The sequence below is a fragment of the Streptomyces caeruleatus genome (assembly GCF_001514235.1).
In the GTDB taxonomy this organism is placed as follows: domain Bacteria; phylum Actinomycetota; class Actinomycetes; order Streptomycetales; family Streptomycetaceae; genus Streptomyces; species Streptomyces caeruleatus.
Map to the genome: position 1 here is coordinate 316,072 of NZ_KQ948931.1, position 25,039 is coordinate 341,110.

The 25,039-nt window shown below is 70.2% G+C and carries 21 protein-coding genes and 2 pseudogenes; 10 read left to right on the forward strand and 13 right to left on the reverse strand.

Annotation, left to right across the window (positions count from 1 at the left end; all coding sequences use genetic code 11):
• Window positions 1-78 (forward strand): annotated as a pseudogene (locus AQJ67_RS49540) (2-oxo acid dehydrogenase subunit E2); the annotation flags it as partial.
• Between the two features lie 88 nt (window positions 79-166).
• On the opposite strand, the gene AQJ67_RS25070 reads toward AQJ67_RS49540, so the two are convergent.
• On the reverse strand, window positions 167-1,042 hold the full coding sequence (locus AQJ67_RS25070) for a D-alanyl-D-alanine carboxypeptidase family protein (RefSeq protein ID WP_425264181.1): 876 nt from the start codon (window positions 1,040-1,042) through the stop codon (window positions 167-169).
• 250 nt (window positions 1,043-1,292) lie between these two features.
• On the opposite strand from AQJ67_RS25070, the gene AQJ67_RS25075 reads away from it, so the two are divergent.
• Together AQJ67_RS25075 and AQJ67_RS25080 are read left to right on the forward strand one after the other, a co-directional pair.
• The gene (locus AQJ67_RS25075; RefSeq protein ID WP_062721617.1) at window positions 1,293-1,955 is read left to right on the forward strand and encodes a GntR family transcriptional regulator; all 663 of its coding nucleotides are present in this window, start codon (window positions 1,293-1,295) and stop codon (window positions 1,953-1,955) included.
• On the forward strand, window positions 1,952-3,247 hold the full coding sequence (locus tag AQJ67_RS25080; RefSeq protein WP_062721321.1) for an MFS transporter: 1,296 nt from the start codon (window positions 1,952-1,954) through the stop codon (window positions 3,245-3,247). The genes AQJ67_RS25075 and AQJ67_RS25080 overlap by 4 nt, the downstream gene beginning before the upstream one ends.
• Before the next feature lie 60 nt (window positions 3,248-3,307).
• Here AQJ67_RS25080 and AQJ67_RS25085 read toward each other — a convergent pair whose 3' ends face one another.
• Complete coding sequence (locus AQJ67_RS25085) at window positions 3,308-4,066, reverse strand: SAM-dependent methyltransferase (protein WP_062721322.1); 759 nt, start codon at window positions 4,064-4,066, stop codon at window positions 3,308-3,310.
• Window positions 4,067-4,274: 208 nt separating this feature from the next.
• Window positions 4,275-5,099 (reverse strand): maleylpyruvate isomerase family mycothiol-dependent enzyme, encoded by an 825-nt coding sequence (locus AQJ67_RS25090; RefSeq protein WP_062721323.1) that lies wholly within the window; start codon window positions 5,097-5,099, stop codon window positions 4,275-4,277.
• Between the two features lie 194 nt (window positions 5,100-5,293).
• Between AQJ67_RS25090 and AQJ67_RS25095 the strand changes: the two genes are divergently transcribed.
• The gene (locus AQJ67_RS25095) at window positions 5,294-6,091 is read left to right on the forward strand and encodes a carbon-nitrogen family hydrolase (protein ID WP_062721324.1); all 798 of its coding nucleotides are present in this window, start codon (window positions 5,294-5,296) and stop codon (window positions 6,089-6,091) included.
• 15 nt (window positions 6,092-6,106) lie between these two features.
• On the opposite strand, the gene AQJ67_RS25100 is transcribed toward AQJ67_RS25095, so the two are convergent.
• Window positions 6,107-6,607 (reverse strand): LURP-one-related/scramblase family protein, encoded by a 501-nt coding sequence (locus AQJ67_RS25100; protein WP_062721325.1) that lies wholly within the window; start codon window positions 6,605-6,607, stop codon window positions 6,107-6,109.
• A gap of 93 nt (window positions 6,608-6,700) precedes the next feature.
• Here AQJ67_RS25100 and AQJ67_RS25105 point away from each other — a divergent pair, with 93 nt between their 5' ends.
• Window positions 6,701-8,572 (forward strand): NHL domain-containing thioredoxin family protein, encoded by a 1,872-nt coding sequence (locus AQJ67_RS25105; RefSeq protein WP_062721326.1) that lies wholly within the window; start codon window positions 6,701-6,703, stop codon window positions 8,570-8,572.
• 106 nt (window positions 8,573-8,678) lie between these two features.
• Here AQJ67_RS25105 and AQJ67_RS25110 read toward each other — a convergent pair whose 3' ends face one another.
• The 4 genes from AQJ67_RS25110 to AQJ67_RS25125 form a co-directional block, all read right to left on the reverse strand.
• Window positions 8,679-8,930, reverse strand: coding sequence for a DUF6458 family protein (locus tag AQJ67_RS25110; protein ID WP_048581378.1), 252 nt, complete (start codon window positions 8,928-8,930; stop codon window positions 8,679-8,681).
• 60 nt (window positions 8,931-8,990) lie between these two features.
• A complete protein-coding gene (locus AQJ67_RS25115; protein WP_062721327.1) occupies window positions 8,991-10,313 on the reverse strand; it encodes a M18 family aminopeptidase in 1,323 nt (440 codons plus the stop codon).
• A 100-nt stretch (window positions 10,314-10,413) separates the two neighbouring features.
• Window positions 10,414-12,240 carry an acyl-CoA dehydrogenase gene (locus AQJ67_RS25120; protein WP_062721328.1) on the reverse strand — a complete coding sequence of 609 codons (1,827 nt, stop codon included), beginning with the start codon at window positions 12,238-12,240 and terminating at the stop codon, window positions 10,414-10,416.
• A 134-nt stretch (window positions 12,241-12,374) separates the two neighbouring features.
• Entirely contained in the window at window positions 12,375-13,226 is an 852-nt protein-coding gene (locus AQJ67_RS25125) for an intradiol ring-cleavage dioxygenase (RefSeq protein ID WP_062721329.1), read from the reverse strand.
• 121 nt (window positions 13,227-13,347) lie between these two features.
• Between AQJ67_RS25125 and AQJ67_RS25130 the strand changes: the two genes are divergently transcribed.
• Complete coding sequence (locus tag AQJ67_RS25130; RefSeq protein WP_062721330.1) at window positions 13,348-13,824, forward strand: SseB family protein; 477 nt, start codon at window positions 13,348-13,350, stop codon at window positions 13,822-13,824.
• A gap of 209 nt (window positions 13,825-14,033) precedes the next feature.
• Complete coding sequence (locus tag AQJ67_RS25135) at window positions 14,034-15,005, forward strand: pirin family protein (RefSeq protein ID WP_062721331.1); 972 nt, start codon at window positions 14,034-14,036, stop codon at window positions 15,003-15,005.
• Between the two features lie 137 nt (window positions 15,006-15,142).
• Here AQJ67_RS25135 and AQJ67_RS25140 read toward each other — a convergent pair whose 3' ends face one another.
• The 3 genes from AQJ67_RS25140 to AQJ67_RS25150 all read right to left on the reverse strand — a co-directional run bounded on the left by AQJ67_RS25140 (window position 15,143) and on the right by AQJ67_RS25150 (window position 17,155).
• Window positions 15,143-16,015: a BRO-N domain-containing protein gene (locus AQJ67_RS25140; RefSeq protein ID WP_062721332.1), complete on the reverse strand. Its 873-nt coding sequence runs from the start codon at window positions 16,013-16,015 to the stop codon at window positions 15,143-15,145.
• Window positions 16,016-16,122: 107 nt separating this feature from the next.
• Window positions 16,123-16,329 carry a DUF397 domain-containing protein gene (locus AQJ67_RS25145; RefSeq protein ID WP_062721333.1) on the reverse strand — a complete coding sequence of 69 codons (207 nt, stop codon included), beginning with the start codon at window positions 16,327-16,329 and terminating at the stop codon, window positions 16,123-16,125.
• The gene (locus AQJ67_RS25150; protein WP_062721334.1) at window positions 16,307-17,155 is read right to left on the reverse strand and encodes a helix-turn-helix domain-containing protein; all 849 of its coding nucleotides are present in this window, start codon (window positions 17,153-17,155) and stop codon (window positions 16,307-16,309) included. Before AQJ67_RS25150 ends, AQJ67_RS25145 begins: the two co-directional genes overlap by 23 nt.
• Before the next feature lie 191 nt (window positions 17,156-17,346).
• Between AQJ67_RS25150 and AQJ67_RS25155 the strand changes: the two genes are divergently transcribed.
• The gene (locus AQJ67_RS25155) at window positions 17,347-18,438 is read left to right on the forward strand and encodes an AI-2E family transporter (RefSeq protein ID WP_062721336.1); all 1,092 of its coding nucleotides are present in this window, start codon (window positions 17,347-17,349) and stop codon (window positions 18,436-18,438) included.
• Here AQJ67_RS25155 and AQJ67_RS25160 read toward each other — a convergent pair.
• Window positions 18,363-20,540 carry a SpoIIE family protein phosphatase gene (locus AQJ67_RS25160; protein ID WP_062721338.1) on the reverse strand — a complete coding sequence of 726 codons (2,178 nt, stop codon included), beginning with the start codon at window positions 20,538-20,540 and terminating at the stop codon, window positions 18,363-18,365. The two genes, AQJ67_RS25155 and AQJ67_RS25160, sit on opposite strands and share 76 nt — an antisense overlap.
• A gap of 190 nt (window positions 20,541-20,730) precedes the next feature.
• Here AQJ67_RS25160 and aspS point away from each other — a divergent pair, with 190 nt between their 5' ends.
• Both aspS and AQJ67_RS25170 read left to right on the forward strand, forming a co-directional pair.
• Entirely contained in the window at window positions 20,731-22,494 is a 1,764-nt protein-coding gene (gene aspS / locus AQJ67_RS25165) for an aspartate--tRNA ligase (protein WP_062721340.1), read from the forward strand.
• Window positions 22,495-22,648: 154 nt separating this feature from the next.
• Window positions 22,649-23,400: pseudogene (locus tag AQJ67_RS25170) on the forward strand (peptidase associated/transthyretin-like domain-containing protein).
• Window positions 23,401-23,517: 117 nt separating this feature from the next.
• On the opposite strand, the gene AQJ67_RS25175 reads toward AQJ67_RS25170, so the two are convergent.
• Window positions 23,518-24,939, reverse strand: a complete 1,422-nt coding sequence (locus tag AQJ67_RS25175; RefSeq protein WP_062721342.1) for an FG-GAP-like repeat-containing protein — start codon at window positions 24,937-24,939, stop codon at window positions 23,518-23,520.
• Window positions 24,940-25,039: the final 100 nt, after the last annotated feature.

The following is a 25,039-nucleotide window of genomic DNA, read 5'->3' on the forward strand; positions in this document are numbered from 1 at the left end:
GGGGAGCTGGGCTCCAAGGTCCTGGCGGACGTGGCGGCCGTCCTGGAGCAGCCGAAGCGGCTGATCACCTGGGCGTGAGCCCGTAGGAGCGGCGAGCCAGAGCAGCGAAAGGGGCGGCCACTGTCGAGTGGCCGCCCCGTTTCGTCGACGTGAGCCTCAGCGGGCGTCAGATCTTGGCGTAGCCGTAGTTGATCAGCTTCTTCACGTCCGTCGTGCGGCTGGCCGCGTTGGGGGCGGTGAGGACGGCACCCATCACCGACTCGCCGCTCTTCGTGGCGGCGAACACGAGGCAGTACTTCGCCTCGGTGCCGGAGCCGGTCTTGATGCCGAGCGTGCCGTTCCAGCCGAGCAGCGTGTTGGTGTTCTTCCACGCGGCCATCGTGCGGGTGGCGCCGGTCTTCGTGATCGTCTTCGCCGTGTACGACGTGGTCTTCACGACGGTCTTGAACGTGGAGTTCTTCATCACGCTGCGGGCGAGCTTGGTCAGGTCGCGCGGGGTCGAGGCGTTGGAGCCTTTGCTTATGCCGTCGAACGAGTCGAACTTCGTGTTGGTCATGCCCAGGCTCTTGGCCATGGTGTTCATCTTGCCGATGAAGTTCTTGGTGCGGGCCGAGACCGTCGAGCCGGAACCGAACTTGTCGGCGAGGGCCATCGCGGCGTCGCAGCCGGACGGCAGCATCATCCCGTACAGCAGCTGACGGACCGTGACCTTGTCACCGACGATCAGCCGGGCGGACGAGCCGCCCGTGGAGACGATGTAGTTGCTGATCTCCTTCTTGATGGTGACCTTGGCGTCCAGGTTCAGGTTCGACTGCGAGAGCACGACCTTCGCGGTCATGATCTTGGTGGTGGAGGCGGTCAGCCGCTTGGTGTCGGCGGACTTGGCGAACAGCGTCTTGCCGTTCGCGCTGTTCATCAGGAACCCGCCCTTGGCACTGATCGAGGGCGCGGTGACGGCCTGCGCGGGCGCCGCGGTGATCGCTCCGGAGGCGATGACCGCGCCGGTCGTGAGCACGACGGCTGCGGCTCTGCGGACACGCACGCCCTTGACTGCACTTATCAACTGAAATACCCCGATTACGTCTAATGCCCCGAAAGTGCGGCCGAATTGGAGGGGAAAGAAAGTGGGGCCGCACGTGTGTGACACGTAACTAGCACAGAAGGTTGTGCGACTTGTGGGGCGGGTGGTGCTTCTTTGCCGGAAGATTTCGTAGATCACGCGGATTCCGCCGCGAAGTCCGCATGCTGGAATGACCACTGTCATGCGTACGTGTTGTATCTATGCTGTGGGCATGCCTTCCGCCCCGCCCGCGCCCCTCAAGCAGCCCCCCGCCGCCGACCGCGTCTACACCCACGTCAAGCAGGGCGTCCTGGACCGCCGTTACGAGGGCGGGACCCTGCTCACCGAGGGCGAGCTCGCCGAGGCCGTCGGCGTGTCGCGCACGCCGGTGCGGGAGGCGCTGCTGCGGCTGGAGGTCGAAGGGCTGATCAAGCTCTACCCGAAGAAGGGCGCCCTGGTCCTGCCGGTCTCCGCGCAGGAGATCAAGGACGTCGTGGAGACCCGGATGCTCGTCGAGGAGCACGCCGCGCGCAAGGCCGTCCCCGCGCCCCCCGGGCTCATCGCGCGCCTGGAAGAACTGCTCGCCCAGCAGAAGGCACAGGCCGCCGCCGGTGACCTCGCCGGAGCCGCCGTGACCGACCGCTGCTTCCACGCCGAGATCGTCCGCAGCGGCGGCAACGAGATCCTGTCCCGGCTCTACGACCAGCTGCGCGACCGGCAACTGCGCATGGGCGTCGCCGTCCTGCACTCCCACCCCGACCGGATCGCCAAGACCCTGACCGAGCACGAGGAGATCCTTCAGGCCCTGCGCTCCGCCGACGCCGAGGCCGCCGTCGGGCTGGTCCACCGGCACATCGGCTGGTTCTCGCACCTCGCGCGGGGTGAGGAGCGATGAGGTCCACCGCACTGCCCGGCGACCCTCCCGGCGGCCGCCGTGCCGTCGCCGTCTGGGGCATAGGCGTCTCGGTCTACTTCGTCGCCGTCATCTTCCGTACGTCCCTCGGAGTCGCCGGCCTCGACGCGGCGGACCGCTTCGACGTGAACGCCTCGGCCCTGTCGACGTTCTCGATCCTCCAACTGCTCGTCTACGCGGGCATGCAGATACCCGTCGGCCTGCTCGTCGACCGGCTCGGCACCAAGAAGGTGCTGGGCCTGGGCGTGGTGCTGTTCACCGCGGGCCAACTCGGCTTCGCCTTCTCGCCGTCGTACGGCATGGCCCTCGCCTCCCGCGCCCTGCTGGGCTGCGGTGACGCGATGACGTTCATCAGCGTGCTGCGGCTGGGCAGCCGCTGGTTCCCGGCCCGCCGCGGCCCGCTGATCGCACAGCTCGCCGGCCTCGCGGGCATGGCGGGCAACCTCGTCTCCACGCTGGTGCTGGCACGGCTGCTGCACGGCGTGGGCTGGACGGCCGCGTTCGCCGGCAGCGCCGCCGCCGGCGCCGTGGTGTTCGTCCTGCTCCTGCTGTTCCTCAAGGACCACCCCGAGGGCCACGAGCCCGCGCCCCTTCCGCACCAGGGCGCGGCATACGTACGCCGTCAGATCGCCGCGTCCTGGCGGGAGCCGGGCACCCGGCTGGGCCTGTGGGTGCACTTCACGACCCAGTTCCCGGCGATGGTGTTCCTGCTGCTGTGGGGCATGCCGTTCCTCGTGGAGGCGCAGGGGCTGTCCCGGGCCACGGCCGGAGAACTGCTCACCCTCGTCGTCCTGTCGAACATGGTGGTCGGCCTGGTCTACGGCCAGGTCGTCGCCCGGCACCACGGGGCGCGACTGCCGCTGGCCCTCGGCACGGTGGGCGCGACCGCGCTGCTCTGGGCCACGACGCTGGCCTGGCCCGGCGAGACGGCGCCGATGTGGCTGCTCGTCGTACTGTGCACGGTCCTCGGGGCCTGCGGACCGGCCTCGATGCTCGGCTTCGACTTCGCCCGGCCCGCGAACCCGCCGGAGCGGCAGGGCACGGCCTCCGGCATCACCAACATGGGCGGCTTCGTGGCCTCGATGACCACGCTGTTCGCGATCGGGGTGCTGCTGGACGCGACCGGGGACGACTACGCCGTCGCCTTCTCGGTGGTCTTCGTCCTCCAGGCACTGGGCGTGAGCCAGATCCTGCGGCTGCGGAAGCGGGCGGCGCGCCGGGAGCGGGAACGGCTGGTCGCCAGCAGGGTGGAGACCGTGCACGTTCCCGCCTGAGCCGGCGCGGGCCCGGTGGTTCAGCGGGCGGGACCGTGGCTCAGCGGGCGGGACCGTGGCTCAGAGGGCGGGGACCAGGGTGAGGTACGCCAGTCCCAGCACTCCGCGGTAGCTCATCCACTGGGCGCGGTGGCGGTCGAGGTCCTCGCGGGTCTCGGCGGCCAGGGGATGGCCGGGGTGCCGGGCCAGCCACACCTCGGTGTCCGCCTGGTACGCCGACTCGAACTCCTCCCACTCGTCGAGGCTCGCCGTCTCGGTCCACTCCGGGCGGAAGCCCGCGGCGACCGCCAGGTCGAGGAGGGTGGCGAGGTCGTGGTGGTCGGTCGCGGCTGCGCCGGGCCACATGCCGTCGAGCTCGGCGGGGGTCGGGGGGCGCTGCCAGAAGCCCTCGCCGAGCAGGACGCGGCCGTTGTCGGTGACCAGGCGGCGTAGTTCGCGCAGGGCCTCGGTGGTGTGGTCGGGGGTGCTGGCCGTGCTGAGCGCCTGGCTCGCGCCGACGCACAGGACCAGGTCGGCGGGGCCGCGGCGGGTTCCGACGGCGGACTCCTCGACGAACTCGACCCTGGATGTCAGGCCTCTGGTCTCGGCGTTGTGGCGGGCGCGGGTGAGGTCCCGGGCGTTCACGTCGATGCCGGTGCCCTTCGCGGCGGGCGCCGCCGTCAGGACGCGCAGCAGCAACTCGCCCCAGCCGCAGCCGATGTCGAGGACGGTGGTGGGGTCGGTTCTTATGAGGCGCTGGACGAGACGGTCGGCGCGGGGCTCTGACAGCGGGCCGTGGAAGGTGAGTCGGGTCAGGCGGGGTGGGTGGGTGTCGGTCACGGCGGGACGTTAGCCGGGGGTAGGTGGTGGGCGACAGCGGTTTTCGCCCCCGCCGCCCCTACCCGTCCCATCCCTGGGGGCTGCGCCCCCAGACCCCCGCTGTCGGCCCTCCGGGCCTCGTCCTCAAACGCCGGACGGGCTGAAAGTGTCCCGGGCGGGCTGAAAGTGTCCCGGACGGGCTGAAAGTGTCCCGGACGGGCTGAAAGTGCTACGGCGTCACCGTGAAGTTGCGCAGGATCGCCGCCGCCAGGTCCGTGTCACCCTCTGTCTTCACGCGGTCCGCCGCCGCGTCCGGGGTGACGCGGCCGCAGGCGAGGCGGACGTAGGTTTCCCAGTCGAGGGTGAGGGTGGCGGCGGGGCCGAGGGCGGGGGCCGTTTCGAGGGTGCCGCGGCCCTGGATGTCGATGCGGATCGTGCGGAGGAACTCGATCGGGCCGTGGATGTCGAAGACGATCGCCGAGCTGCGCGGGGCGTCGGCCTTGGTGGCGACGATCTCGGGGAGCTTGTCGAGCAGGACGTCGCGGGCCACGTGCGCGCCGGGGGAGTCGAGGTTTCCGGGACGGCCGAGGGCGGCCCGCAGGTCCTGTTCGTGGACCCAGATGTCGAAGGCGTGGGCCCGCATGGACTCTTCGAGGGTGAGCTCGGCGCCGAGCGGGCCGCGGACCTTCGTGCCGGGGTCGCGGGACTCGTTGCGCAGCTGGCGGTTGCGGCGGATGACCGTGTACTCCAGCTCGGACGTCATCTCCGGCGCCGTGTGGTGACGGCGGACGTCGACCTGCATCTCCATGTAGCGCTGGTGGTCGTTGGTGACGTGGAAGAGGTCGCGCGGGAGCGTGTGGATGGGCCGCGGGTCGCCGAGCATCTCGCAGTCCAGGCCGATGACATGCGACACGACGTCGCGGACCGACCAGCCGGGGCAGGGCGTACGCCGGTTCCACTCACCCTCCACAAGCGGTGTCACCAGCTCGGATATCGCTTCGATGGAGTGGGTCCAGGCGTCGGCGTAGGGCTGGAGGGTGGGATGCAGACTCACGGAACGGGACCCCTCGGCGGTCGGTACACGGGCGGTTTGTGGCGGCGTTGCCAGTGGGAGGTGGCGGCTGTCGGCGGGTGTCTTGAAACGCTAAGTTACGCTGCTGTGAGGCACCCCGGCAGTGCTTTCGTGTGACGATCGTAGGCCCGCGTGGAAGCCCATGTGGACCGCTCGAATGCCAGGACGGTGGTAGTGTGCGCGCCTCTTTGCTCCAGATCGACGTCAATGAGGGCGAAACGGTCGAATCGCGCCGAGCGCGCGTAGCCTCCCTGGTCCGGGACCAGGCCGGGTCGGCCGACCTCGTCGTCCTCCCCGAGCTGTGGACCACCGGAGCCTTCGCCTACGAGGAGTTCGGCAGCGAGGCCGAGCCGCTCGAAGGGCCGACGTACGAGGTGATGGCGAAGGCCGCGAGCGACGCGGGCGTCTGGCTGCACGCGGGGTCGATCCCCGAGCGTGACCCCGAGGGTCCCCTCTACAACACGTCCCTCGTCTTCTCTCCCTCCGGTGATCTGGCCGCCGCCTATCGCAAGATCCACCGGTTCGGCTTCGACAAGGGCGAGGCCGTGCTGATGGGCGCGGGCGAGGAACTGGTGACGGTGCGGCTGCCGCAGACCACGGTCGGCGTGGCCACCTGTTACGACCTCCGTTTCCCCGAGCTGTTCCGCGGTCTCGTCGACGTCGGCGCCGAGACCCTGGTCGTCCCGGCGGGCTGGCCGGAGCGCCGCCGGGCGCACTGGACGCTGCTGGCCCAGGCGCGGGCGGTGGAGAACCAGGCGTTCGTGCTCGCCTGTGGAACGGCCGGGACGCACGCGGGAGTTCCCCAGGCCGGTCACTCGATCGTGGTCGACCCGTGGGGCGAGGTGCTGGCGCAGGCCGGCGCGGGGGAGCAGGTGCTCACCGTGGAGTTCGACCCGGGGAAGGTCGCGGTGACGCGGGATCAGTTCCCGGCGCTCAAGGACCGGGTGCTGGGGCTGGCGACGCCGCGCCGCTGAGGGCTCGGCTCCCCCTCAGTCGTCGTCCCGCCGTTCCTTCTCCGCCAGGTGGATCACACACACCGCGACCGCGATCAGCAGCGCCGGGTCGGCGTCGTCCCGTACGACGTCCACGCCGTACGTCTCCCGCACGTGCAGCCATCTGCGGGAGACCACGGCCAGCAGTTCGCCGTCGTACTCGACGGCGAACTCCCGGTCGAGGATCTTGCCGCTCACGTCGAGCTCCGTACTGCCGTCCGCCAGGGACACCCGGTAGTGGTTGCGCAGCAGGGACAGCCGTCTGCGGCGGATCGTCGCGAGCGGCCCGCCGTCCCGCTCGATCACCATCGTGTCGCGCAGGGCGAGCATCTTCTGGTGGATGTCGACGAGGACGCGCCCCTCGGTGTCCTTCAGCTCGAAGGTGTCCCGCAGCCGCATCGCCTTGCCGTCGACGAGGTACACCTTGGTGCCCCGGTCGTCCTCGATCCAGTAGTCGTCACCGAAGCCGAGGAGCCGGTCGCGTACGAGGAATCTCATGACACGAGGCGTTCCCCGCCGCCCGGTCCGAAACGCCGTCTGTAGGCCGACGGACTGAGCCGGTTTGTCAGTGCCCGGTGGCACCCTGGGGGCATGAACGACTCCGCACCCCGCCGCGTCCGTGTCCGCGCCCCCGAGCTGGTCGGCAGGGGCGGTTGGCTGAACACGGGTGGCCGTCCATACGGCCTGGCCGACCTGCGGGGACGCATCGTGATCCTGGACTTCTGGACGTTCTGCTGCATCAACTGCCTGCATGTCCTCGACGAGCTCAGAGAGCTGGAGGAGAAGCACCGGGACACCGTCGTCGTCATCGGCGTGCACTCGCCGAAGTTCGTCCACGAGGCCGAGCACCGCGCGGTCGTCGACGCGGTGGAGCGGTACGGCGTCGGGCATCCCGTTCTCGACGATCCGGACCTCGCCACCTGGAAGCAGTACGCGGTGCGGGCCTGGCCCACGCTCGTCGTGATCGACCCGGAGGGGTACGTCGTCGCGCAGCACGCCGGTGAGGGGCATGTGCACGCCATCGAGCGGCTGGTGACCGAGCTGGAGGCCGAGCACGAGGCCAAGGGCACCCTGCGGCGCGGCGACGGGCCGTACGTGGCGCCGGAGCCGGAGCCGACGGTGCTGCGCTTCCCCGGCAAGGCGCTGCGTCTGCCCTCCGGGAACTTCCTGGTCAGCGACACCACCCGGCATCAGCTGGTGGAGCTGGAGGCGGACGGGGAGACGGTCGTACGGCGGATCGGTCAGGGCAGCCGGGGGTTCACCGACAGCACCTGGGCCCGCTCGCGGTTCAACGAGCCGCAGGGTCTCGCCCTGCTGCCGGACGGCTCGGTGGTCGTCGCCGACACGGTGAGCCACGCGGTCAGGCGCTTCGACCCGGAGAGCGGCCGCACCACCACCCTGGCGGGCACCGGCTTCCAGTGGATGCAGGGCGACGCCGTCTCGGGCCCCGCGCGCGAGGTCAACCTGTCCTCACCGTGGGACGTGGCGTGGTGGCACGGCAAGGTCTGGATCGCCATGGCCGGCATCCACCAGCTGTGGGCGTACGACCCGGCCGACGGCACGGTCTCCGTCACCGCCGGCACCTCGAACGAGGGTCTCGTCGACGGCCCGGGCGCCGAGGCCTGGTTCGCCCAGCCGTCCGGTCTCGCCGTGTCGGCGGACGGGGAGCGGCTGTGGGTGGCCGACTCCGAGACGTCCGCCCTGCGCTGGGTGGACCGCGACGGCACCGTCCACACCGCCGTCGGCACCGGCCTCTTCGACTTCGGCCACCGCGACGGCGCAGCCGAACAGGCCCTGTTGCAGCACCCGTTGGGAGTGACGGCCCTGCCCGACGGCTCGGTCGCGATCAGCGACACCTACAACCATGCCCTGCGCCGCTACGATCCCGCGACCGGCGAGGTCACCACCCTGGCCACGGATCTGCGGGAGCCCTCGGACGCGGTGCTCGTCGGGGACGACATCGTGGTGGTCGAGTCGGCGCGGCACCGGCTGACCCGGCTGCGCCTTCCGGAGGAGGCCGTCCGCGTCGAGGCGGTCGCCCACCGCACCCGGCGCGCCGCCACCGAAGTCACCCCGGGCAAGCTCCGGTTGGACGTCGTCTTCGAGGCCCCGGCGGGGCAGAAGCTCGACACCCGGTACGGCCCCTCGACCCGCCTCCTGGTCTCCGCGACCCCGCCCGAACTGCTGCTCGCTGGGGAGGGCGCGGACACGGACCTGTCCCGCACCCTGGAGCTCAACCCCGCTGTCCCGGAGGGCGTTCTGCATGTGTCGGCGATGGCGGCGTCCTGCGACGACGACCCGGCTGGGGGCACCTCCCGGTCGAGGACTGGGGGAGAGTACCCCGCCTGCCATGTCCACCAGCAGGACTGGGGCGTGCCGGTCCGGCTGACCGGGACCGGCACGGACCGACTGCCGCTGGTGCTCGCCGGGATGGACAGCGGCGCGGAGGCGCGAACGCCCTGAACCCAGACGCCGTCACTGTGGCTCAGACGGCGGTGAGCGCGGCGCAGACGGCCGTGAACCGCGGCGCAGGCGCTGTAACCCGTCCCGCAAACGCCGTAACCGTGGCTCAGACGCCGTAACCGTCGCTGTACCCGTCCCGCCGATGATGGTGGGGCTCCTCGCCGACGACCGGCGTCGCGGGAGGTACCACCACGCGCCTGCGCCGGGCGATGCTGCTGAACGTCGTGACGCCGATCAGTCCGACGATCATCAGGATGATGCCGACCAGGTCGAGATTGACTCCCTCCATGTCCCAGTCGGTCGCGAACGTGAGGATGGCTCCCGCGGCGATGAGGATGATGCATCCGCCGAGGCCCATAAGTGTCGCCTCCCTGGTCCGGTGGTTCCGGTCGGAGGCGGGTACCCCACCGGGCCCGGGCTACCCCTCCAGGAAGGCCACCAGGGAGTTCGCCAGCAGATGCGGGTCGTCCGCGCCGCACAACTCGCGGGCGCTGTGCATCGACAGGATCGCCACGCCGATGTCGACGGTCTTGATGCCGTGCCGGGCCGCGGTGATCGGGCCGATCGTGGTGCCGCAGGGCATGGAGTTGTTGGAGACGAAGGACTGGAAGGGGACGTTCGCCCTCTCGCAGGCCGCCGCCCAGACCGCCCGGCCCGAACCGTCGGTCGCGTAGCGGTTGTTGACGTTGACCTTCAGGATGGGACCGCCGTTGACGCGCGGGTGATGCGTCGGGTCGTGGCGCTCGGCGTAGTTGGGGTGGACCGCGTGGCCCGTGTCGGAGGACAGACAGACGGTGCCGGCGAAGGCGCGTGCCTTGTCCTCGTACGACCCGCCGCGCGCGAACACCGAACGCTCCAGGACGCCGCCCAGCAGCGGCCCGTCGGCGCCGGTGTCGCTCTGCGAGCCGTTCTCCTCGTGGTCGAAGGCGGCCAGCACCGGGATGGAGGAGAGGGCCGACCCCGAGGCCGCCGCCGCGGTCAGCGCCGCCACGCCCGCGTGCACGGAGAGCAGGTTGTCCATGCGCGGGCCCGCGACGAGCTCCTTGCCCCGGCCCAGGTAGGCCGGCGGTTCCACGGAGTGGACCATCAGGTCCCAGCCGGTGACCTCGCCCGCCGGCAGCCCGGCCGTCTCCTCCAGGAAGGCGATCAGGTCGCCGTCGCGCACGTCGTCGCCGAGGCCCCAGACGGGCTGCAGGTGCCGCTGCTTGTCGAGCTTGAGCCCCTCCGCCGACACCGAGCGGTCCAGGTGGATGGCGAGTTGGGGGACGCGCAGCAGCGGGCGGTCCACGTTCACCAGCCGGGTCGTGCCGTCCCGCAGGGTCAGCCGGCCGGCCAGGCCCAGATCGCGGTCGAGCCAGGAGTTGAGCAGGGGTCCGCCGTAGATCTCCACGGCCACCTGCCGCCAGCCGTGCGCCCCGGCGTCCGGCAGCGGCTTCACCCGCAGGTTGGGGGAGTCCGTGTGCGCGCCGACGATCCGGAACGGCGTGTGGGGCGCCGCGCCCTCGGGGACGTACCAGGCCACGATCGCGCCACCGCGCACCACGTACTTGCCGCCGCTCGACCCCGCGGCTTCAGCCGCTGATGTCACAGTCCAGGCGTCCGTCTCCGAGACCTGCCGGAACCCGGCCTTCTCCAGCCTTTCGGCGGTGTTCGCCACGGCGTGGTACGGCGACGGGCCGGCCGCCAGGAAGGACATGAGGTCGTCGGTGTGGCCGCGGTCGAAGCGGGGGGGTTCGCTCATGGGGTTCACCTTAACGACGTACGAGGGCCCGCTCCCGGTGAAGGGGAGCGGGCCCTCGTCAGGGCCATGTGGATTGTCCGTGAGTGCCTGGAACGGACGGTTAGAACGCGGCCTCGTCCAGCTCCATCAGGTCCAGGTCGATGCCCTCGGCGAGCTTGCGCGCACCGGTGACGCCCGGCAGGACGTTGGCCGCGAAGAACTTCGCCGCCGCGATCTTGCCCGTGTAGAACGCCTTGTCCTTGGAGGAGGCGGTCGGCAGCTTCTCGGCGGCGACGGCCGCGCCCTTGAGGAGCAGGTAGCCGACGACCACGTCACCGGAGGCCAGCAGCAGGCGGGTGGTGTTCAGGCCCACCTTGTAGATGTTCTTGACGTCCTGCTCGGTGGCCGCGAGGTCGGTCAGCATCAGACCGACGATCGCCTCCAGCTCGACGGCCGCCTTCGCGAGGTGCTCGCGGGCGCCGGACAGCTCCTCGCCGCCCTCGCCGACCGCCAGGAACTTCTTGATGTCCTCGGCGAGCGAGTTCAGCGCGGCGCCCTGGTTGCGGACGATCTTCCGGAAGAAGAAGTCCTGGCCCTGGATCGCGGTCGTGCCCTCGTACAGGGTGTCGATCTTGGCGTCGCGGATGTACTGCTCGATCGGGTACTCCTGCAGGAAGCCGGAGCCGCCGAAGGTCTGCAGCGACTGGGCGAGCTGCTCGTAGCCCTTCTCGGAGCCGTAGCCCTTGACGATCGGCAGGAGCAGGTCGTTCAGCGCGTGCTCGGCCTTGGCGTCCTCGCCGGCGGCCTCCTTGACGGCGATCGTGTCCTGGATGGAGGCGGTGTACAGCACCAGCGCGCGCATGCCCTCCGCGTACGCCTTCTGCGTCATCAGCGAGCGGCGCACGTCCGGGTGGTGCGTGATGGTGACCTTGGGCGCGGCCTTGTCGCCGAAGGCCGCGAGGTCGGAGCCCTGGACGCGCTCCTTGGCGTACTCCAGCGCGTTCAGGTAGCCCGTCGACAGCGTGGAGATCGCCTTCGTGCCGACCATCATGCGGGCGAACTCGATGATGCGGAACATCTGGCGGATGCCGTCGTGCTTGTCGCCGATCAGCCAGCCCTTGGCGGGGTGCTGGTCGCCGAAGGTCATCTCGCAGGTGTTGGAGGCCTTCAGGCCCATCTTGTGCTCGACGTTCGTGGCGTAGACGCCGTTGCGCTCGCCCAGCTCGCCGGTCTCGAAGTCGAAGAGGTACTTCGGGACGAGGAAGAGCGACAGGCCCTTGGTGCCGGGGCCGTGGCCCTCGGGGCGGGCGAGGACGTAGTGGAGGATGTTCTCCTCCATGTCGTGCTCACCGGACGTGATGAACCGCTTCACGCCCTCGATGTGCCAGGAGCCGTCCTCCTGCTGGACCGCCTTGGTGCGGCCGGCGCCCACGTCCGAGCCGGCGTCCGGCTCGGTGAGGACCATGGTGGAGCCCCAGGTCTTCTCGACGGCGATCTGGGCGATCTTCTTCTGTACGTCGTTGCCCTCGTCGTAGAGGATCCCGGCGAACGCCGGGCCGGAGGAGTACATCCACACGGCCGGGTTCGAGCCGAGGATCAGCTCCGCGTACGACCAGATCAGGGACGGCGGAGCCGTCGTGCCGCCGATCGCCTCCGGGACACCGAGGCGCCAGTACTCGGAGTCCATGAAGGCCTTGTAGCTCTTCTTGAAGGACGCCGGGACCGGTGCGGTGTTCGTCTCGGGGTCGAAGACCGGCGGGTTGCGGTCGGCGTCCGCGAAGGACTCCGCCAGCTCGTTCTCGGCGAGGCGGGTCAGCTCGTCGAGGATGCTTTTCGCGGTCTCGGTGTCCATCTCCTCGAACGGGCCGGTGCCGTACAGCTTGTCGCGCCCGAGTACTTCGAAGAGGTTGAACTCGATGTCGCGGAGATTCGACTTGTAGTGCCCCATGGCGACGGCTCCGTTAGAGAGATCGGCGAGGCACTGGGAGTGCATCCTCGCGCTAGTTCACGTACCAACAAGTAGCTACGATGATGCTACCCGCCAGTAATAAGACGCAACCCCGATCCGCGATCTGTGACAGGTCACACCGGAACGGTCAGCTTCGCCGTGTATCCCCGCGCCACGCTCCCCTCCATGACAGCCAGCTGCTGGTCGTGTCCGTCGCTGAAGATGCCGTCGGTCTCCAGGGACAGGCCGCTCAGGTTGCGCACGCTCGCCGCATAGCCCGCCGAGGCGTACACCGTGTCGCAGACGTCCTTCGGGAAGGCGAGCTGTGAGGTGTTCGTGATCGAGGTGGCGGCCGTGGCGTCGGCCAGGCTGCCGTACACCTCGAAGTGGATGTGCGGCCAGCGGCCCGTGTAGCAGCCCGGGAAGACGCTTTCGAAGGTCACCCGGCCCTTGTCGTCGGTCTCCTGGACGCCGCGCAGGTAGTTCTCGTCCGTGACGCCCTCCGAGTACAGGGAGTAGTTGCCCTCCCGGTCGCAGTGCCAGAGGTAGACGGCGGCGCCCTTCTTCGGCGTCCCGCAGCCGGAGGCGGCGTCCACGACCGTGAGCGTGACGGTCAGCGGCACGCCCTCGGCGGTGCCGCCCGCGGAGTCGCCGAAGCTCCTGGTGATGTCGGCGCGGACGACGCCGCTCTCCTTGAGGACGTTCACGCCGTTCGAGCCGTCGCCGGGGAACGGCCCCGCCGTCTCGTCCGGGATGGTGGCGCACTCGGCGGACGAGGCGGGACTGCCGGGGCCCTTGGCGGAGGGGGCGGCCGACGTCTCGTCCTGCGAGCTGCACCCCACCAGGGGCACCAGTCCCGCCCCCGCCACCAGCCGGATCATGCGGCGGCGGGCAAGGACCGGCAGGTCGTGGGAGAGCCCGCGGTCGTGCTCATGGACTTCTTCGGCGACTTCTCCGGCGATTTCTTCGGCATGGTCTCGGCGCATGGAAAGACGCTAGGAGCGGCAACGGCGTGAACCCAGGGCCACACGCTGTCAAGTCGCTGTCGGTTTGCCGGAGCCCCCGGTACCGGCCCGCCCCGCGGCCGCTCTCGGTACGCTTGCGCCCATGTACGGCTACGACCAGAACGTCGGCGCACAGCAGCAGTACGCCCCGCCGCAGCAGCCCATGTCCGGCGGTGTCGGCGGGTACGGCCAGCAGCCGCCGCTCTACCCCGAGCCGTCCCCGCCCTCGCTCGCGGACGCGGTGCGGGCGTTCACCACGGGGCAGATGTCCGCGGAGGACTTCCAGCAGGTCTTCGCCACGTCGAAGGTCTACTGCCCGCGCGGCGACAACCCGGGGTTCCTCGCCCTGCACAACACCCAGCAGCCGGTGATCCCGATGTTCACCTCGCTCAAGGAGCTGCGGCGGTACGCGGGCAAGGAGTCCAAGTACTTCGTCATCACCGGCGCCGAGGTGATCGACCTCCTGCCGACCGGCTACGGCTTCGTCCTCGACATGGAGGGCGAACACCGGATGGTCTTCGACGCGAAGGCCGTGGAACAGATGGTCGAGTTCGCGATGCGGCGGATGTACGGCGGCTAGGACGGGCTCTGGGGCTTTCGCGCCCCCCGCCCCCGCTCCGGCTGGCACACTGAGCCGCCCCCGAAACCAGGTCCTTGTGACGGAGGCCGGCACCCCGCGCGGTGCCGGCCTTCTGCTGTGCCCGGAGGGAATGTCCTGCGGGGCGTTCCCGTTGAGGGTGGCAGGAAGTTCAATGCTCAACTAAACTGGCCGCACAAGGAGGTACCGACATGCCTGCAGTGACCGTCGAGAACCCGCTGACGCTGCCCCGTGTCGCCGCGCCCGCGGAGGCAGTGGCTCGTCCCGTGCTCGCCGTCACGACCGCGCCGAGCGGTTTCGAGGGTGAGGGCTTCCCGGTGCGCCGTGCGTTCGCCGGGATCAACTACCGCCATCTGGACCCGTTCATCATGATGGACCAGATGGGTGAGGTGGACTACGCGCCGGGCGAGCCCAAGGGCACCCCCTGGCACCCGCACCGCGGCTTCGAGACCGTGACCTACATCATCGACGGGATCTTCGACCACCAGGACTCCAACGGCGGTGGCGGCACCATCACCAACGGTGACACGCAGTGGATGACGGCCGGAGCGGGTCTCCTCCACATCGAGGCGCCGCCGGAGCACCTGGTCATGTCGGGCGGTCTCTTCCACGGTCTCCAGCTGTGGGTGAACCTGCCGGCCAAGGACAAGATGATGCCTCCGCGCTACCAGGACATCCGCGGCGGCAACGTCCAGCTGCTCACCACCCCCGACGGTGGCGCGCTGCTGCGAGTGATCGCCGGTGAGCTGGACGGGCACGCCGGTCCCGGCATCACGCACACGCCGATCACGATGATCCACGCGACGGTGGCGCCGGGTGCGGAGGTCACGCTGCCGTGGCGGGAGGACTTCAACGGGCTCGCTTACGTCCTCGCGGGCCGCGGAACGGTGGGCGCGGAACGCCGGCCGGTCCAGCTGGGCCAGACGGCGGTCTTCGGCGAGGGCGGCTCCCTGACCGTCCGCGCCGACGAGAAGCAGGACTCCCACACGCCGGACCTGGAGGTCGTCCTCCTGGGCGGGCAGCCGATCCGTGAGCCGATGGCCCACTACGGCCCGTTCGTCATGAACACCCGTGAGGAACTCCAGCAGGCCTTCGACGACTTCCAGAAAGGACGGCTGGGCACGATCCCGGCAGTGCACGGGATGTCTGAGGGCGGACTGTAATGCTTCGTCTTGGGGCCGTCGTATGGGATGTCCGATAGTGGCTTGTACAGGCTGAGGGACGGGTACGGTACGACAAGGCCCGAAGCCGCAAGTTGGAGTTGCGACTTCGGGCCTTTTCTCACCTGGGCGCTATCGGGCTACGGCAGCACGTAGAACGGGGCGCCGTTCGGAGCGCGGCCCACCTGCCGTACGCATTCCTGCTCGGACAGCAGCTCCAGGCTGTCGTGGACGCGGTCGGGCGAGAGCCCGGTGCAGACGGAGATCTCCTCCACGCTGTACCCGGCGCCGCCGTGCAGCAGCGCCGGGGCCAGGTGGGCGGCCACCGCGTGGACATCCTCGGTGACGACGAGGTTCCTGGACTTCCAGTTGGCCAGAAGCTGCTGGGGTGTCAGCTCCGGGGCCTGGACGGGGCGGGAGCGGTCGTCGGAGCGCCGGAGAGTCTTGGTGATGTCGCGGAGCATCTCGACGATCGTGTTCTGCTTGTCATCGATCTGCCGTAGCGCCGCGTCCGACCGGGTACTGCGCTCTTCGAGCCGGACGAGGGCGTCGGCGAGCTGCTGCGGTACGGCGTAGGCGGTGGTGCCGGTGGGGGCGGCGGGCTGTACGGGGGCCGGTTCCAGGGAGTAGGAGCCGTCGCGCTGGATGGTGGCGATGACTTCGGAGACCCAGGCCTTGAAGGGCTGGGACTCTGGCTTCGTGCAGCCGTTGACCAAGCGGATCAGGCCCTGGAGGTCCACGAGATTCATGTCTCGGCGCCACTCCCGACCTGCGGGAATGCTGAGAGCGTAACCTCCAGTTACTTTCTCAAGAGTCTCTCGGTGCTCTGTGGGGACATGGTCCGCCAGAGTTTTCCGAGGGTTCCTGTACCCCAGTTCCTTGAGTACGTCCGCCGCGGGAAACCAGTGCGTCCCGTCCGGCATCGTCAGCCTCCGCACCCGCGCCCCCGTGGCCGCGAACACGAAGTCATTGATGTCGATCGCGTCTTTGCGCGTGTTGTTCTGCTCGTTCATCGAGCATCACCTCCGCGTCGGACGGTAGACACGCGGAGGTGCAACTCGCGTCCATAGCAAGGATGTTCACCCGAAAGTGGACAGACGCGTCGATTCTGCCGACCGCGTCAGCCCTTCACGCCCGCGACGAACGCCGACCACGCGTCGGCACCGAAGAGCAGCGCCGGGCCGGTGGGGGTCTTGCTGTCGCGGACGGGGGTGAGGCCCGGGTGACCGTCGGAGACCTCCACGCAGTCGCCGTTGTCGGCGCCGCTGTAGCTGGACTTGCGCCAGGCGGTGAGGGCTGACGCGTCAGGGATGTGGTGGGCACTCATGGTCGTCGTAGTCCTCCGCCACCGATGCGATCAGGTCGAGGGACGCCTCCGGCGGCAGCGCGGCGGCCCTGGCCAGATCGTAAGCGTCGCGGTACTGCCGGACCAGTGACGGATCGTCGGTCAGCGAACCTGTGTGCAGTGCCTCTACGTACGCCATGTCAGGCGCGTCGGCGAAACGCATCAGTTTCACCATGCTGCCCATGGCCGGGTGGGCTCCCGCGCTGAACGGGACCACCTGCACCATGATCCTGCCCATGCGCGCCAACTCCACGATGTGCCTAAGCTGTTCGGCCATGACAGGTGGGCCGCCGACCACCGTCCGGATGACGTTCTCGCCCAGGATCATCCATACCGTCGGGGACTCTGGGTTCTCCAGGATTCGGGCCCGCTCCAGGCGGTTGACGACCTTCTTGTCGAGCTCGGCCGCCGTGTTGTTGGGCTTGGCTGTCTTGAGCGCGGCCCACGCGTACGCCTTGGTCTGCAACAACCCTGGTACGAAGGCGACCGCGTACTCCTCGATGAACACGGCCAGTTGCTCCGCCTCCGCCGCCTCCTGGAAGTGCTCCGCGAAACGGGCCTTGGCCAGTGTGGCCCGCCAGCGTTCGAAGAACCCGTCCGTGCCCAGCACCTGGTCCAGTCGCCTCGCGTCCGCCGGGGAGGGGGTGCGGCGGCCCGCCTCGTAGTGGGCGATGAGGGACGGTGAGCACACGACCATGTCGGCGAGTTCCGTCTGGGTCAGGCCCGCGGCCTCGCGTCTGCGGCGCAGTTCGTCGCCGTAGCGCTGCTCGTTGGACTGCCTGCCCTGGGATCCCGTCCGACCTGTCATGTGTGCAACGCCCTTTCGCGACGGCCGCGTTGGAGAGCCGGTCATTCCGTCCACGGTAGCCGCGCACGGTCACGCTGTGTACACGAACGGTGAGATAGACGAGGTAAGAGGACGGGGCATCCGCTGACGTGGCGTCACCTGACCGGCTCACCGCGCAGGACACCCGCGCCGCCGCGTGATCCGCTGGACGTGTGCAGCTGCTTCCTGTTCCCGTCCGGCGGCTCGCCGCCTGGTGCGTCGTCGTGTTGCTCGTCGCCGGGGTGGTCTACGTCGGGATCCGGCTGGCCGTGGAGTTCCGTACGGCGGTCGTGCCCGTGCTGCTCGCGCTGCTCGGGACGGCCCTGCTCAGGCCGCTGCACCGACGGCTCGTACAGGCCAGGGTCAACCGGTCCGTCGCCGCCGGGCTCACCTGCGTCGCCGTCGTGGCCGTCGTCGGCGGGGCCGTCTACATCGTCGTCGCCGCGGTCGTCGACACGGGCGACGAGATCGTCGCCGCGCTCAAGCAGGCGGCCGAGGATCTCGCCGAGCACTTCGGGGCGGCCGGCACCTCGCTGGACGACGTCGCCTCCAACGCCCGCGAGCTGCTCACCAAGTTCGGCGGCACGGCCGCCTCCGGTGTCCTCAGCGGGGTCAGCGTCGTGGGCGAGACCATCGCCATGGCCGTACTCGCGCTGCTGCTGGTCTTCTTCTTCCTGCGGGACTCCGACCGGGCCGCCGGCGCCCTGCGGTCCCTCGTCCCGGGCGACGGCGGGGAACTCGTGGAGGCCGTGGCACGGCGGGCCTTCCGGGCCGTGGAGGGGTTCATGCGGGGGACCACCTTCGTCGCGCTCATCGACGCCGTCTGCATCACCGTCGGCCTGCTGGTCCTCGACGTGCCGGGCGCGGTCGGGCTCGGGGCGCTGGTCTTCGTCGGGGCGTACATCCCCTACCTCGGCGCCTTCCTCTCGGGGGCGGTCGCGATGCTCGTCGCGCTCGCCGACCGGGGGTTCGTGATCGCGCTGTGGGTGCTGGCCGTCGTGCTCGCCGTACAGGTCCTGGAAGGGCATGTGCTGACACCGATGATCCAGAGCCGGACCGTGCAGATGCACCCCGCCGTCGTCATGGTGGCGATCACCGCCGGGGCCTCCGTGGCCGGCATCCTCGGCATGCTGCTCGCCGTACCGCTGACCGCCGCCGCCTTCGGCGTCGTCAACGAACTCAGGGAGCGCTACGCCGCCCCCGAACCCCCCGAACCCCCGCCGCCCTCCGCGCCCCCGAGCCCCACGGCGCCGTCCGCCTCGTAGAGCTCGAACCAGATGCTCTTGCCCTCGCCCCGCGGGTCCACGCCCCACGCCTGAGCCAGCATCTCGATCAGGATCAGGCCCCGGCCGGAGGAGGCCAGTTCACCGGGGCGGCGCTTGTGGGGCAGGTCGTCGCTGGTGTCCGTTACCTCGACGCGTATCCGGCGGTCGTCCGAGGCACCGCGCACCTCGGCGAGGAGCAGGGCGTCGGCGTCGGTGTGGACGAGGACGTTGGTGAGCATCTCGGACAGCAGCAGGACCGCCGAGTCCACCTGGTCCTCGGAGGTCCAGTCGTGCAGCAGCTCCCGCAGTTGCTGACGGGCCACCGCGACCCGCTCCGGCTCGTCCTGCGCGACCGTGAGCATGGTGCGCCGGATCGTGGGCCGCACGGCCACCGTGTCACCGCAGCCGCAGCCCTCCCCCTCCCGGCACAGCAGCAGCACCGCGATGTCGTCCTCGCGCCGGTCGGCGAGCGGCCCGGTGGTGTGGTGGGAGGACGGGCCGTGGACGGCCTGGACGAGCGCGTCGGCGAGGGCCTCAAGATCGCCGTCGTGGTCCTCCAGGATGGCGCGGATGCGCTTCCAGCCGGTCTCCAGATCGTGGCCGCCGGTCTCGATCAGGCCGTCCGTGCAGATCAGCATGGTCTCGCCGGGTTCCAGGGTGATCCGGGTCGTCGGATAGTCGGCGTCCGGGTCGATCCCGAGCGGGAGGCCGCCGGCCGTCGGGCGGGCCAGCACCGTGCCGTCGCTCATCCGGATCGCCGGGTCCGGATGCCCGGCGCGGGCGATGTCCAGCAGCCCGGTCGTGGGGTCGACCTCGACGTACAGGCAGGTCGCGAAGCGCAGCTCGGACGGGTCCTCGTCGAGGGCGCCGAACGTCATGCCGTGCAGAAAGCGGGAGGCGCGGGAGAGGACGGCGTCGGGGCGGTGGCCCTCGGAGGCGTAGGCGCGCAGCGCGATCCGGAGCTGGCCCATCAGGCCCGCCGCCCGTACGTCATGGCCCTGGACGTCCCCGATGACCAGGGCGAACCGGCCGTTGGGCAGCGGGATCATGTCGTACCAGTCGCCGCCGACCTGGAGCCCGCCCCCGGTCGGCACATAGCGGGCCGCGACGCTCATGCCCGGTATCTCGGGGCCCAGCTGCGGCAGCATCGAGCGCTGGAGGCCGTCCGTGAGCTCCCGCGCGGACTCGGCGGCCTCGGCGCGCGACAGGGCCTGGGCGAGCATGCGGGCGACCGTGGTCAGCACGGACCGTTCGTCGGGCGTGAACGCCACGGGGTACGTGAAGGCGGCCATCCAGGCGCCCATCGTGCGGCCGGCCACGGTCAGCGGCAGGAACGCCCAGGACTGCCGGTTGAAGTGCGCGGCGAGCGGCCAGGTGACCGGGTAGCGGTCCTTGTACTGCTCGGGCGTGGACAGGTACACGGCACGACCGGTGCGGACCACCTCGGCGGCCGGATAGTCGGTGTCCAGGGGCATGTGCGAGAAGGGGCCCTCGTCACCGGGCTGGTGGCCGTGGTGGCCGGTGATCGTCAGGCGATCGCCCGTCACCCCGAACACGGCGAGGCCGTCCGGGGAGAAGCCCGGCATCGACAGACCGGCCGCGACCCGCAGCACCTCCTCCGTCGACCGCGCCTCGGCCAGCGCCCGGCCCGCGTCCAGCAGGAATGCCTCCCGCGAACGCCGCCAGTCACCGGTGACCGCCGTACGCCCCGCAGGGGTCCCCGGCGTCGGTTCGGTGACCTCCTGGAGGGAGCCGGTCACCTCGTACGACCGCTTCTCACGGTCGAAGGAGGCGTGGAAGCGGCTGCGGCCGACCCGGATGACCCGGCCCCGCTCGTCCATGATCCGTACCCGTGCCTCACCCAGCGTGCCCTCGGCGACGGCGAGCTGGATCACCCCGCTGATCTCGTTCCAGTCGACCGGGTGCAGACGGGCGCGCACCTGGGCCTGGCTGAGGGTGGACTGCTCCGCGGGCAGCCCCAGCAGCCGTGCCGCCTCCGCGTCGACCGTGACGAGTCCCGTGGCGGTGTTCCAGTGCCACAGTCCGGTCGCGAGGGCGGCGAGAACCTCCCCCACGGTGGGCAGGGGCTCACCAGTGCGCATTGCCCTACTTTACGAACAGGTGATCGCAGACTGCCACCGAAGCTGTATGGGGCATCCGGTCGGGCGCGGGTCACGGGTGGGGCCGTCGGCGCGGGGAAATGGTGGGGAGGCGATCTTGGGGTCCCCGGTAGGCTGGGGGAAGTTTCACGTGAAACACGCCCCCCGATCCGCGAAGACTGGATGAACGACGATGCATCGGTACAGGTCCCACACCTGCGGCGAGCTCCGCTCCTCTGACGTCGGCACCGACGTCCGACTGAGTGGCTGGCTGCACAATCGGCGCGACCTGGGCGGCATCCTCTTCATCGATCTGCGCGATCACTACGGCATCACGCAGCTCGTCGCCCGTCCCGGCACGCCCGCGTACGAGGCCCTCGACAAGCTGACCAAGGAGTCCACGGTCCGCGTCGACGGCAAGGTCGTCTCCCGCGGCGCCGAGAACGTCAACCCCGAGCTGCCGACCGGTGAGGTCGAGGTCGAGGTCGGCGAGGTCGAGCTGCTCGGCGCGGCCGCCCCGCTGCCGTTCACGATCAACACCGAGGACGGGGTCAACGAGGAGCGGCGCCTGGAGTACCGCTTCCTGGACCTGCGCCGCGAGCGCATGCACAAGAACATCCTGCTGCGTACGTCGGTGATCAGCGCCATTCGTCACAAGATGACGGCGCTCGGCTTCAACGAGATGGCGACGCCGATCCTGTCCGCGACCTCTCCCGAGGGCGCCCGTGACTTCGTCGTCCCCTCCCGCCTGAACCCGGGCAAGTTCTACGCCCTGCCGCAGGCGCCGCAGCAGTTCAAGCAGCTGCTGATGATCTCCGGCTTCGACCGCTACTTCCAGATCGCGCCCTGCTTCCGTGACGAGGACGCGCGCGCGGACCGTTCGCCGGGCGAGTTCTACCAGCTCGACGTCGAGATGAGCTTCGTCGAGCAGGAGGATGTCTTCCAGCCGATCGAGCAGCTCATGACCGAGCTGTTCGAGGAGTTCGGCGGCGGCCGCCACGTCACCTCCCCCTTCCCGCGGATCCCGTTCCGCGAGGCGATGCTGAAGTACGGCTCCGACAAGCCGGACCTGCGCGCCCAGCTGGAGCTCGTCGACATCACCGACATCTTCGAGGGCTCGGAGTTCAAGGCGTTCGCCGGCAAGCACGTGCGTGCGCTGCCGGTGCCGGACGTCTCCGCGCAGCCCCGGAAGTTCTTCGACCAGCTCGGTGACTTCGCGGTCTCGCAGGGCGCCAAGGGCCTGGCCTGGGTCCGTGTCGCCGAGGACGGCTCGCTGACCGGCCCGATCGCGAAGTTCCTCACCGAGGACAACGTCGCCGAGCTGACCAAGCGCCTGTCGCTGGCCGCCGGTCACGCCGTGTTCTTCGGCGCGGGCGAGTTCGACGAGGTCTCGAAGATCATGGGCGCGGTGCGGGTCGAGGCCGCCAAGCGTGCCGGGCACTTCGAGGAGGGCGTCTTCCGGTTCTGCTGGATCGTCGACTTCCCGATGTACGAGAAGGACGAGGACACCGGCGCCATCGACTTCTCGCACAACCCGTTCTCCATGCCGCAGGGCGGTCTGGAGGCCCTGGAGACCCAGGACCCGCTGGACATCCTGGGCTGGCAGTACGACATCGTCTGCAACGGCGTCGAGCTGTCCTCCGGCGCGATCCGGAACCACGAGCCGGAGATCATGCTGAAGGCCTTCGAGATCGCGGGCTACGACCGCGAGACCGTCGAGGAGAAGTTCGCCGGCATGCTCCGCGCGTTCCGCTTCGGCGCCCCGCCGCACGGCGGTATCGCGCCGGGCGTGGACCGTATCGTCATGCTCCTCGCCGACGAGCCGAACATCCGCGAGACCATCGCCTTCCCGCTCAACGGCAACGCCCAGGACCTGATGATGGGCGCGCCGACGGAGCTGGAGGAGGCGCGGCTGAAGGAGCTGCACCTGACGGTGCGCAAGCCGCAGCCCAAGTAGGCACGTGGGAGCGGCCGCAGGTGGCCGCGGACAGTCGTAGGTGGCTCGGAACCGGCGTCGGTTCCGAGCCACTTTCGTTTACGGTGCTCATGCAGGGCTCTTGCCCAGCTCTTACCCATGCTCCTGACAGGCGCCGTCCCTAACTTCCCTGCCCATGACGGGAAACCACACGGCCGAAGGGCCGAAACACAAGCGGGACCTCACGCGTCGCAAGGTCGTCGTCGCCGGTGCGGGAGCCGCCGCGGCGGTGGGCGTGGGCGGCACGCTCGCGGCGGGCGCGTTCGCCGGAGAGACGAAGGGATCCCCAGCCGCGGGCGCCACCGCGTCGAGCAGCGCGTCGAGCAGCGCGTCGAGCGGCGCGTCGAGCGGCGAGGTCTGCTACCGGCTGACCTCCGAGACGACCGAGGGCCCCTATTACATCCGTTGGGCGTGTACTCGGGCTACGAGGCGATGGGCAGCGGCGGGGGTGGCGGGGGCGGTACCCCGCCCTCGGGTGAGCCGACGGACGACGAGCGGTATCTGCGCGGCACGTGGCGGACGGACCGGAACGGGCAGGTGGTCTTCCGGACGGTCTTCCCGGGCTGATACCAGGGGCGCTGTGTGCACATCCACACCAAGGTGCATGTGAACGGCACCTGGACGGACGCCGGTTACGAGGGCGGCAACACCTGCCACACCGGTCAGCTGTTCTTCGACGAGGCGAGTGTGCTGGCGTCCGCCGAGGCGGAGCCGTACTCCACCAACACGACCACGCGCACCACGCTGGACGAGGACACCATCTACCCGGACAACGGGATCGAGGGTGGCCTGCTGAAGCTGAAGTACAAGAAGAACGCCATCGCCGAGGGCGTCGTCGCCACGATCACCATGGGCGTCGACCCGGAGGCGGACAACAACGGAACCTGATCCACGGACGTCGCCGTCTGCGGCGTTGCCTTCATCAAACGGCCGCGGACGGCCGCCGTGCCGATCCCGCAGACGGCGGCGACGCGCGCGTGACCGCGGGAGGGGGCGGGGCGGCCGTCAGATGACCCAGAGCAGGCCGTGGCCGCCGAGGTCGGTGCCGTTGTACTGGGTGAGGCCGACCGAGGACGCCGTGAACATACGACTACCCGTGGTCGTCGGGCGGGCGTTGCCGCCGGGGAACACCCAGACGGCACCGGTCGAGTTGTTCTCGCCCGACGCGCCGGCGAGCAGCTCCGGCCTGCCGTCCTTGTCGACGTCCCCGACGGAGACGGTCGTGCCGAAGAAGTCGTCGGTCTCCGAGCCGCCCGGCACACCCGCGGTGTCCTGGGAGAAGGAGTAGGCACCTGTGCCGAGCGCGCCCGTACGGTGGCCCGGGACGACGGTCACCATGCCCGCGCGGGACTTGGCGAGGTCCTCGTACGGGGCCCCGACCACGATGTCCGCGAGCCCGTCCCGGTTCAGGTCGGCCACCGCCAGCGCACCGCCGAAGGCGTCGCCGCTCTCGCTCGCGCCGGGCACACCGGCGGTGTTCTGGGTGATCTGCACGGGTTTGGCGTCCTTCGTGATGCCGCTCGCCGATCCGTACCAGACCAGCACACGGCCACCCGAAGCGCCGTCCACGCCCTCGACTTCGGGTTCGTCGGGGTCACCGGACACGAGGTCGGCGTATCCGTCGCCGTTGACGTCGCCGGCGGCGACGATGAGGCCCTCGCCCCGGAGCTCCTCGCCGTGGGCGAGCGTCGTGTAGAGGCTGCCGCCGGTCATGCCGCCGCCGCGGGTGGTGGCGACGGCGGGGTCGGGCACGGCGTCACGGTCGAAGTCGCCGAGAGCGGTGGATTCGAGGGAGGGGGTCTTGTCGTGCACCGCGACCGAGCCGTAGCCGCCGGCTCGGGTGAACGGCCCCGCGAACTCCACGGCCGCGTCCCAACCCGCCACCATCACCCGGGTCCTCGCACCGGCCCCGGTGCTCAGCGCGGCGACGTCGAGTCCGTAGCTGGTGGGTCGGCCGGACGGTGTCGGCAGGCTCGTGCCGCTCGTCAGACCGTTTCTGCCACCCCACAGAACCGTCACCGCACCCGCGTTGGCGCCCGCCGTGGTGTCCTCGTACGGCGACGTCACCACCAGGTCGGCGTATCCGTCCCGGTTCAGGTCGGCCGTGGCCGTGGCGGAGCCGAAACGGTCGTACGCCTCGGCCGCGCCGGGCACCCCGGAAGTGTTCTGCGTGATGGTCCTGCGGCGCGTCGCCGACAGCCCGGATGCCGAGCCGTACAGGACGACCACGGCACCCGCGGCCTCCTTGCCGGACACGTTCGCGCCGGGGGCGGGCAGGACGGCGTCGCGGTATCCGTCGCCGTTGAAGTCGCCGGGGACCGCCCCGTGCACGGCGGCCGCGGGGGTGGCCGGCAGCAGCGTCCCCCCGACGAGACCCATGACCACGAACGCGGCCGCGCCCCATCTGCCCATACGGTTTCTGCCCATACGGTTTCTGCCCATGCGGTTTCCGCCCATGTGATTCCCCTCCACCCCAGGCGCACCCCCTGTGCGCCGGCATCACGCGGGAAGTCTAGAAGCGCCCGGG

Bases quoted from the DNA above. Each gene is read 5' to 3' on its own strand.
- AQJ67_RS25075 (WP_062721617.1), top strand. From the start codon at position 1,293: ATGCCTTCCGCCCCGCCCGCGCCCCTCAAGCAGCCCCCCGCCGCCGAC.
- AQJ67_RS25080 (WP_062721321.1), top strand. From the start codon at position 1,952: ATGAGGTCCACCGCACTGCCCGGCGACCCTCCCGGCGGCCGCCGTGCC.
- AQJ67_RS25100 (WP_062721325.1), bottom strand. From the start codon at position 6,607: ATGAGATTCCTCGTACGCGACCGGCTCCTCGGCTTCGGTGACGACTAC.
- AQJ67_RS25105 (WP_062721326.1), top strand. From the start codon at position 6,701: ATGAACGACTCCGCACCCCGCCGCGTCCGTGTCCGCGCCCCCGAGCTG.
- AQJ67_RS25110 (WP_048581378.1), bottom strand. From the start codon at position 8,930: ATGGGCCTCGGCGGATGCATCATCCTCATCGCCGCGGGAGCCATCCTC.
- AQJ67_RS25115 (WP_062721327.1), bottom strand. From the start codon at position 10,313: ATGAGCGAACCCCCCCGCTTCGACCGCGGCCACACCGACGACCTCATG.
- AQJ67_RS25120 (WP_062721328.1), bottom strand. From the start codon at position 12,240: ATGGGGCACTACAAGTCGAATCTCCGCGACATCGAGTTCAACCTCTTC.
- AQJ67_RS25125 (WP_062721329.1), bottom strand. From the start codon at position 13,226: ATGCGCCGAGACCATGCCGAAGAAATCGCCGGAGAAGTCGCCGAAGAA.
- AQJ67_RS25130 (WP_062721330.1), top strand. From the start codon at position 13,348: ATGTACGGCTACGACCAGAACGTCGGCGCACAGCAGCAGTACGCCCCG.
- AQJ67_RS25135 (WP_062721331.1), top strand. From the start codon at position 14,034: ATGCCTGCAGTGACCGTCGAGAACCCGCTGACGCTGCCCCGTGTCGCC.
- AQJ67_RS25140 (WP_062721332.1), bottom strand. From the start codon at position 16,015: ATGAACGAGCAGAACAACACGCGCAAAGACGCGATCGACATCAATGAC.
- AQJ67_RS25145 (WP_062721333.1), bottom strand. From the start codon at position 16,329: ATGAGTGCCCACCACATCCCTGACGCGTCAGCCCTCACCGCCTGGCGC.
- AQJ67_RS25150 (WP_062721334.1), bottom strand. From the start codon at position 17,155: ATGACAGGTCGGACGGGATCCCAGGGCAGGCAGTCCAACGAGCAGCGC.
- AQJ67_RS25160 (WP_062721338.1), bottom strand. From the start codon at position 20,540: ATGCGCACTGGTGAGCCCCTGCCCACCGTGGGGGAGGTTCTCGCCGCC.
- aspS (WP_062721340.1), top strand. From the start codon at position 20,731: ATGCATCGGTACAGGTCCCACACCTGCGGCGAGCTCCGCTCCTCTGAC.
- AQJ67_RS25175 (WP_062721342.1), bottom strand. From the start codon at position 24,939: ATGGGCAGAAACCGTATGGGCAGATGGGGCGCGGCCGCGTTCGTGGTC.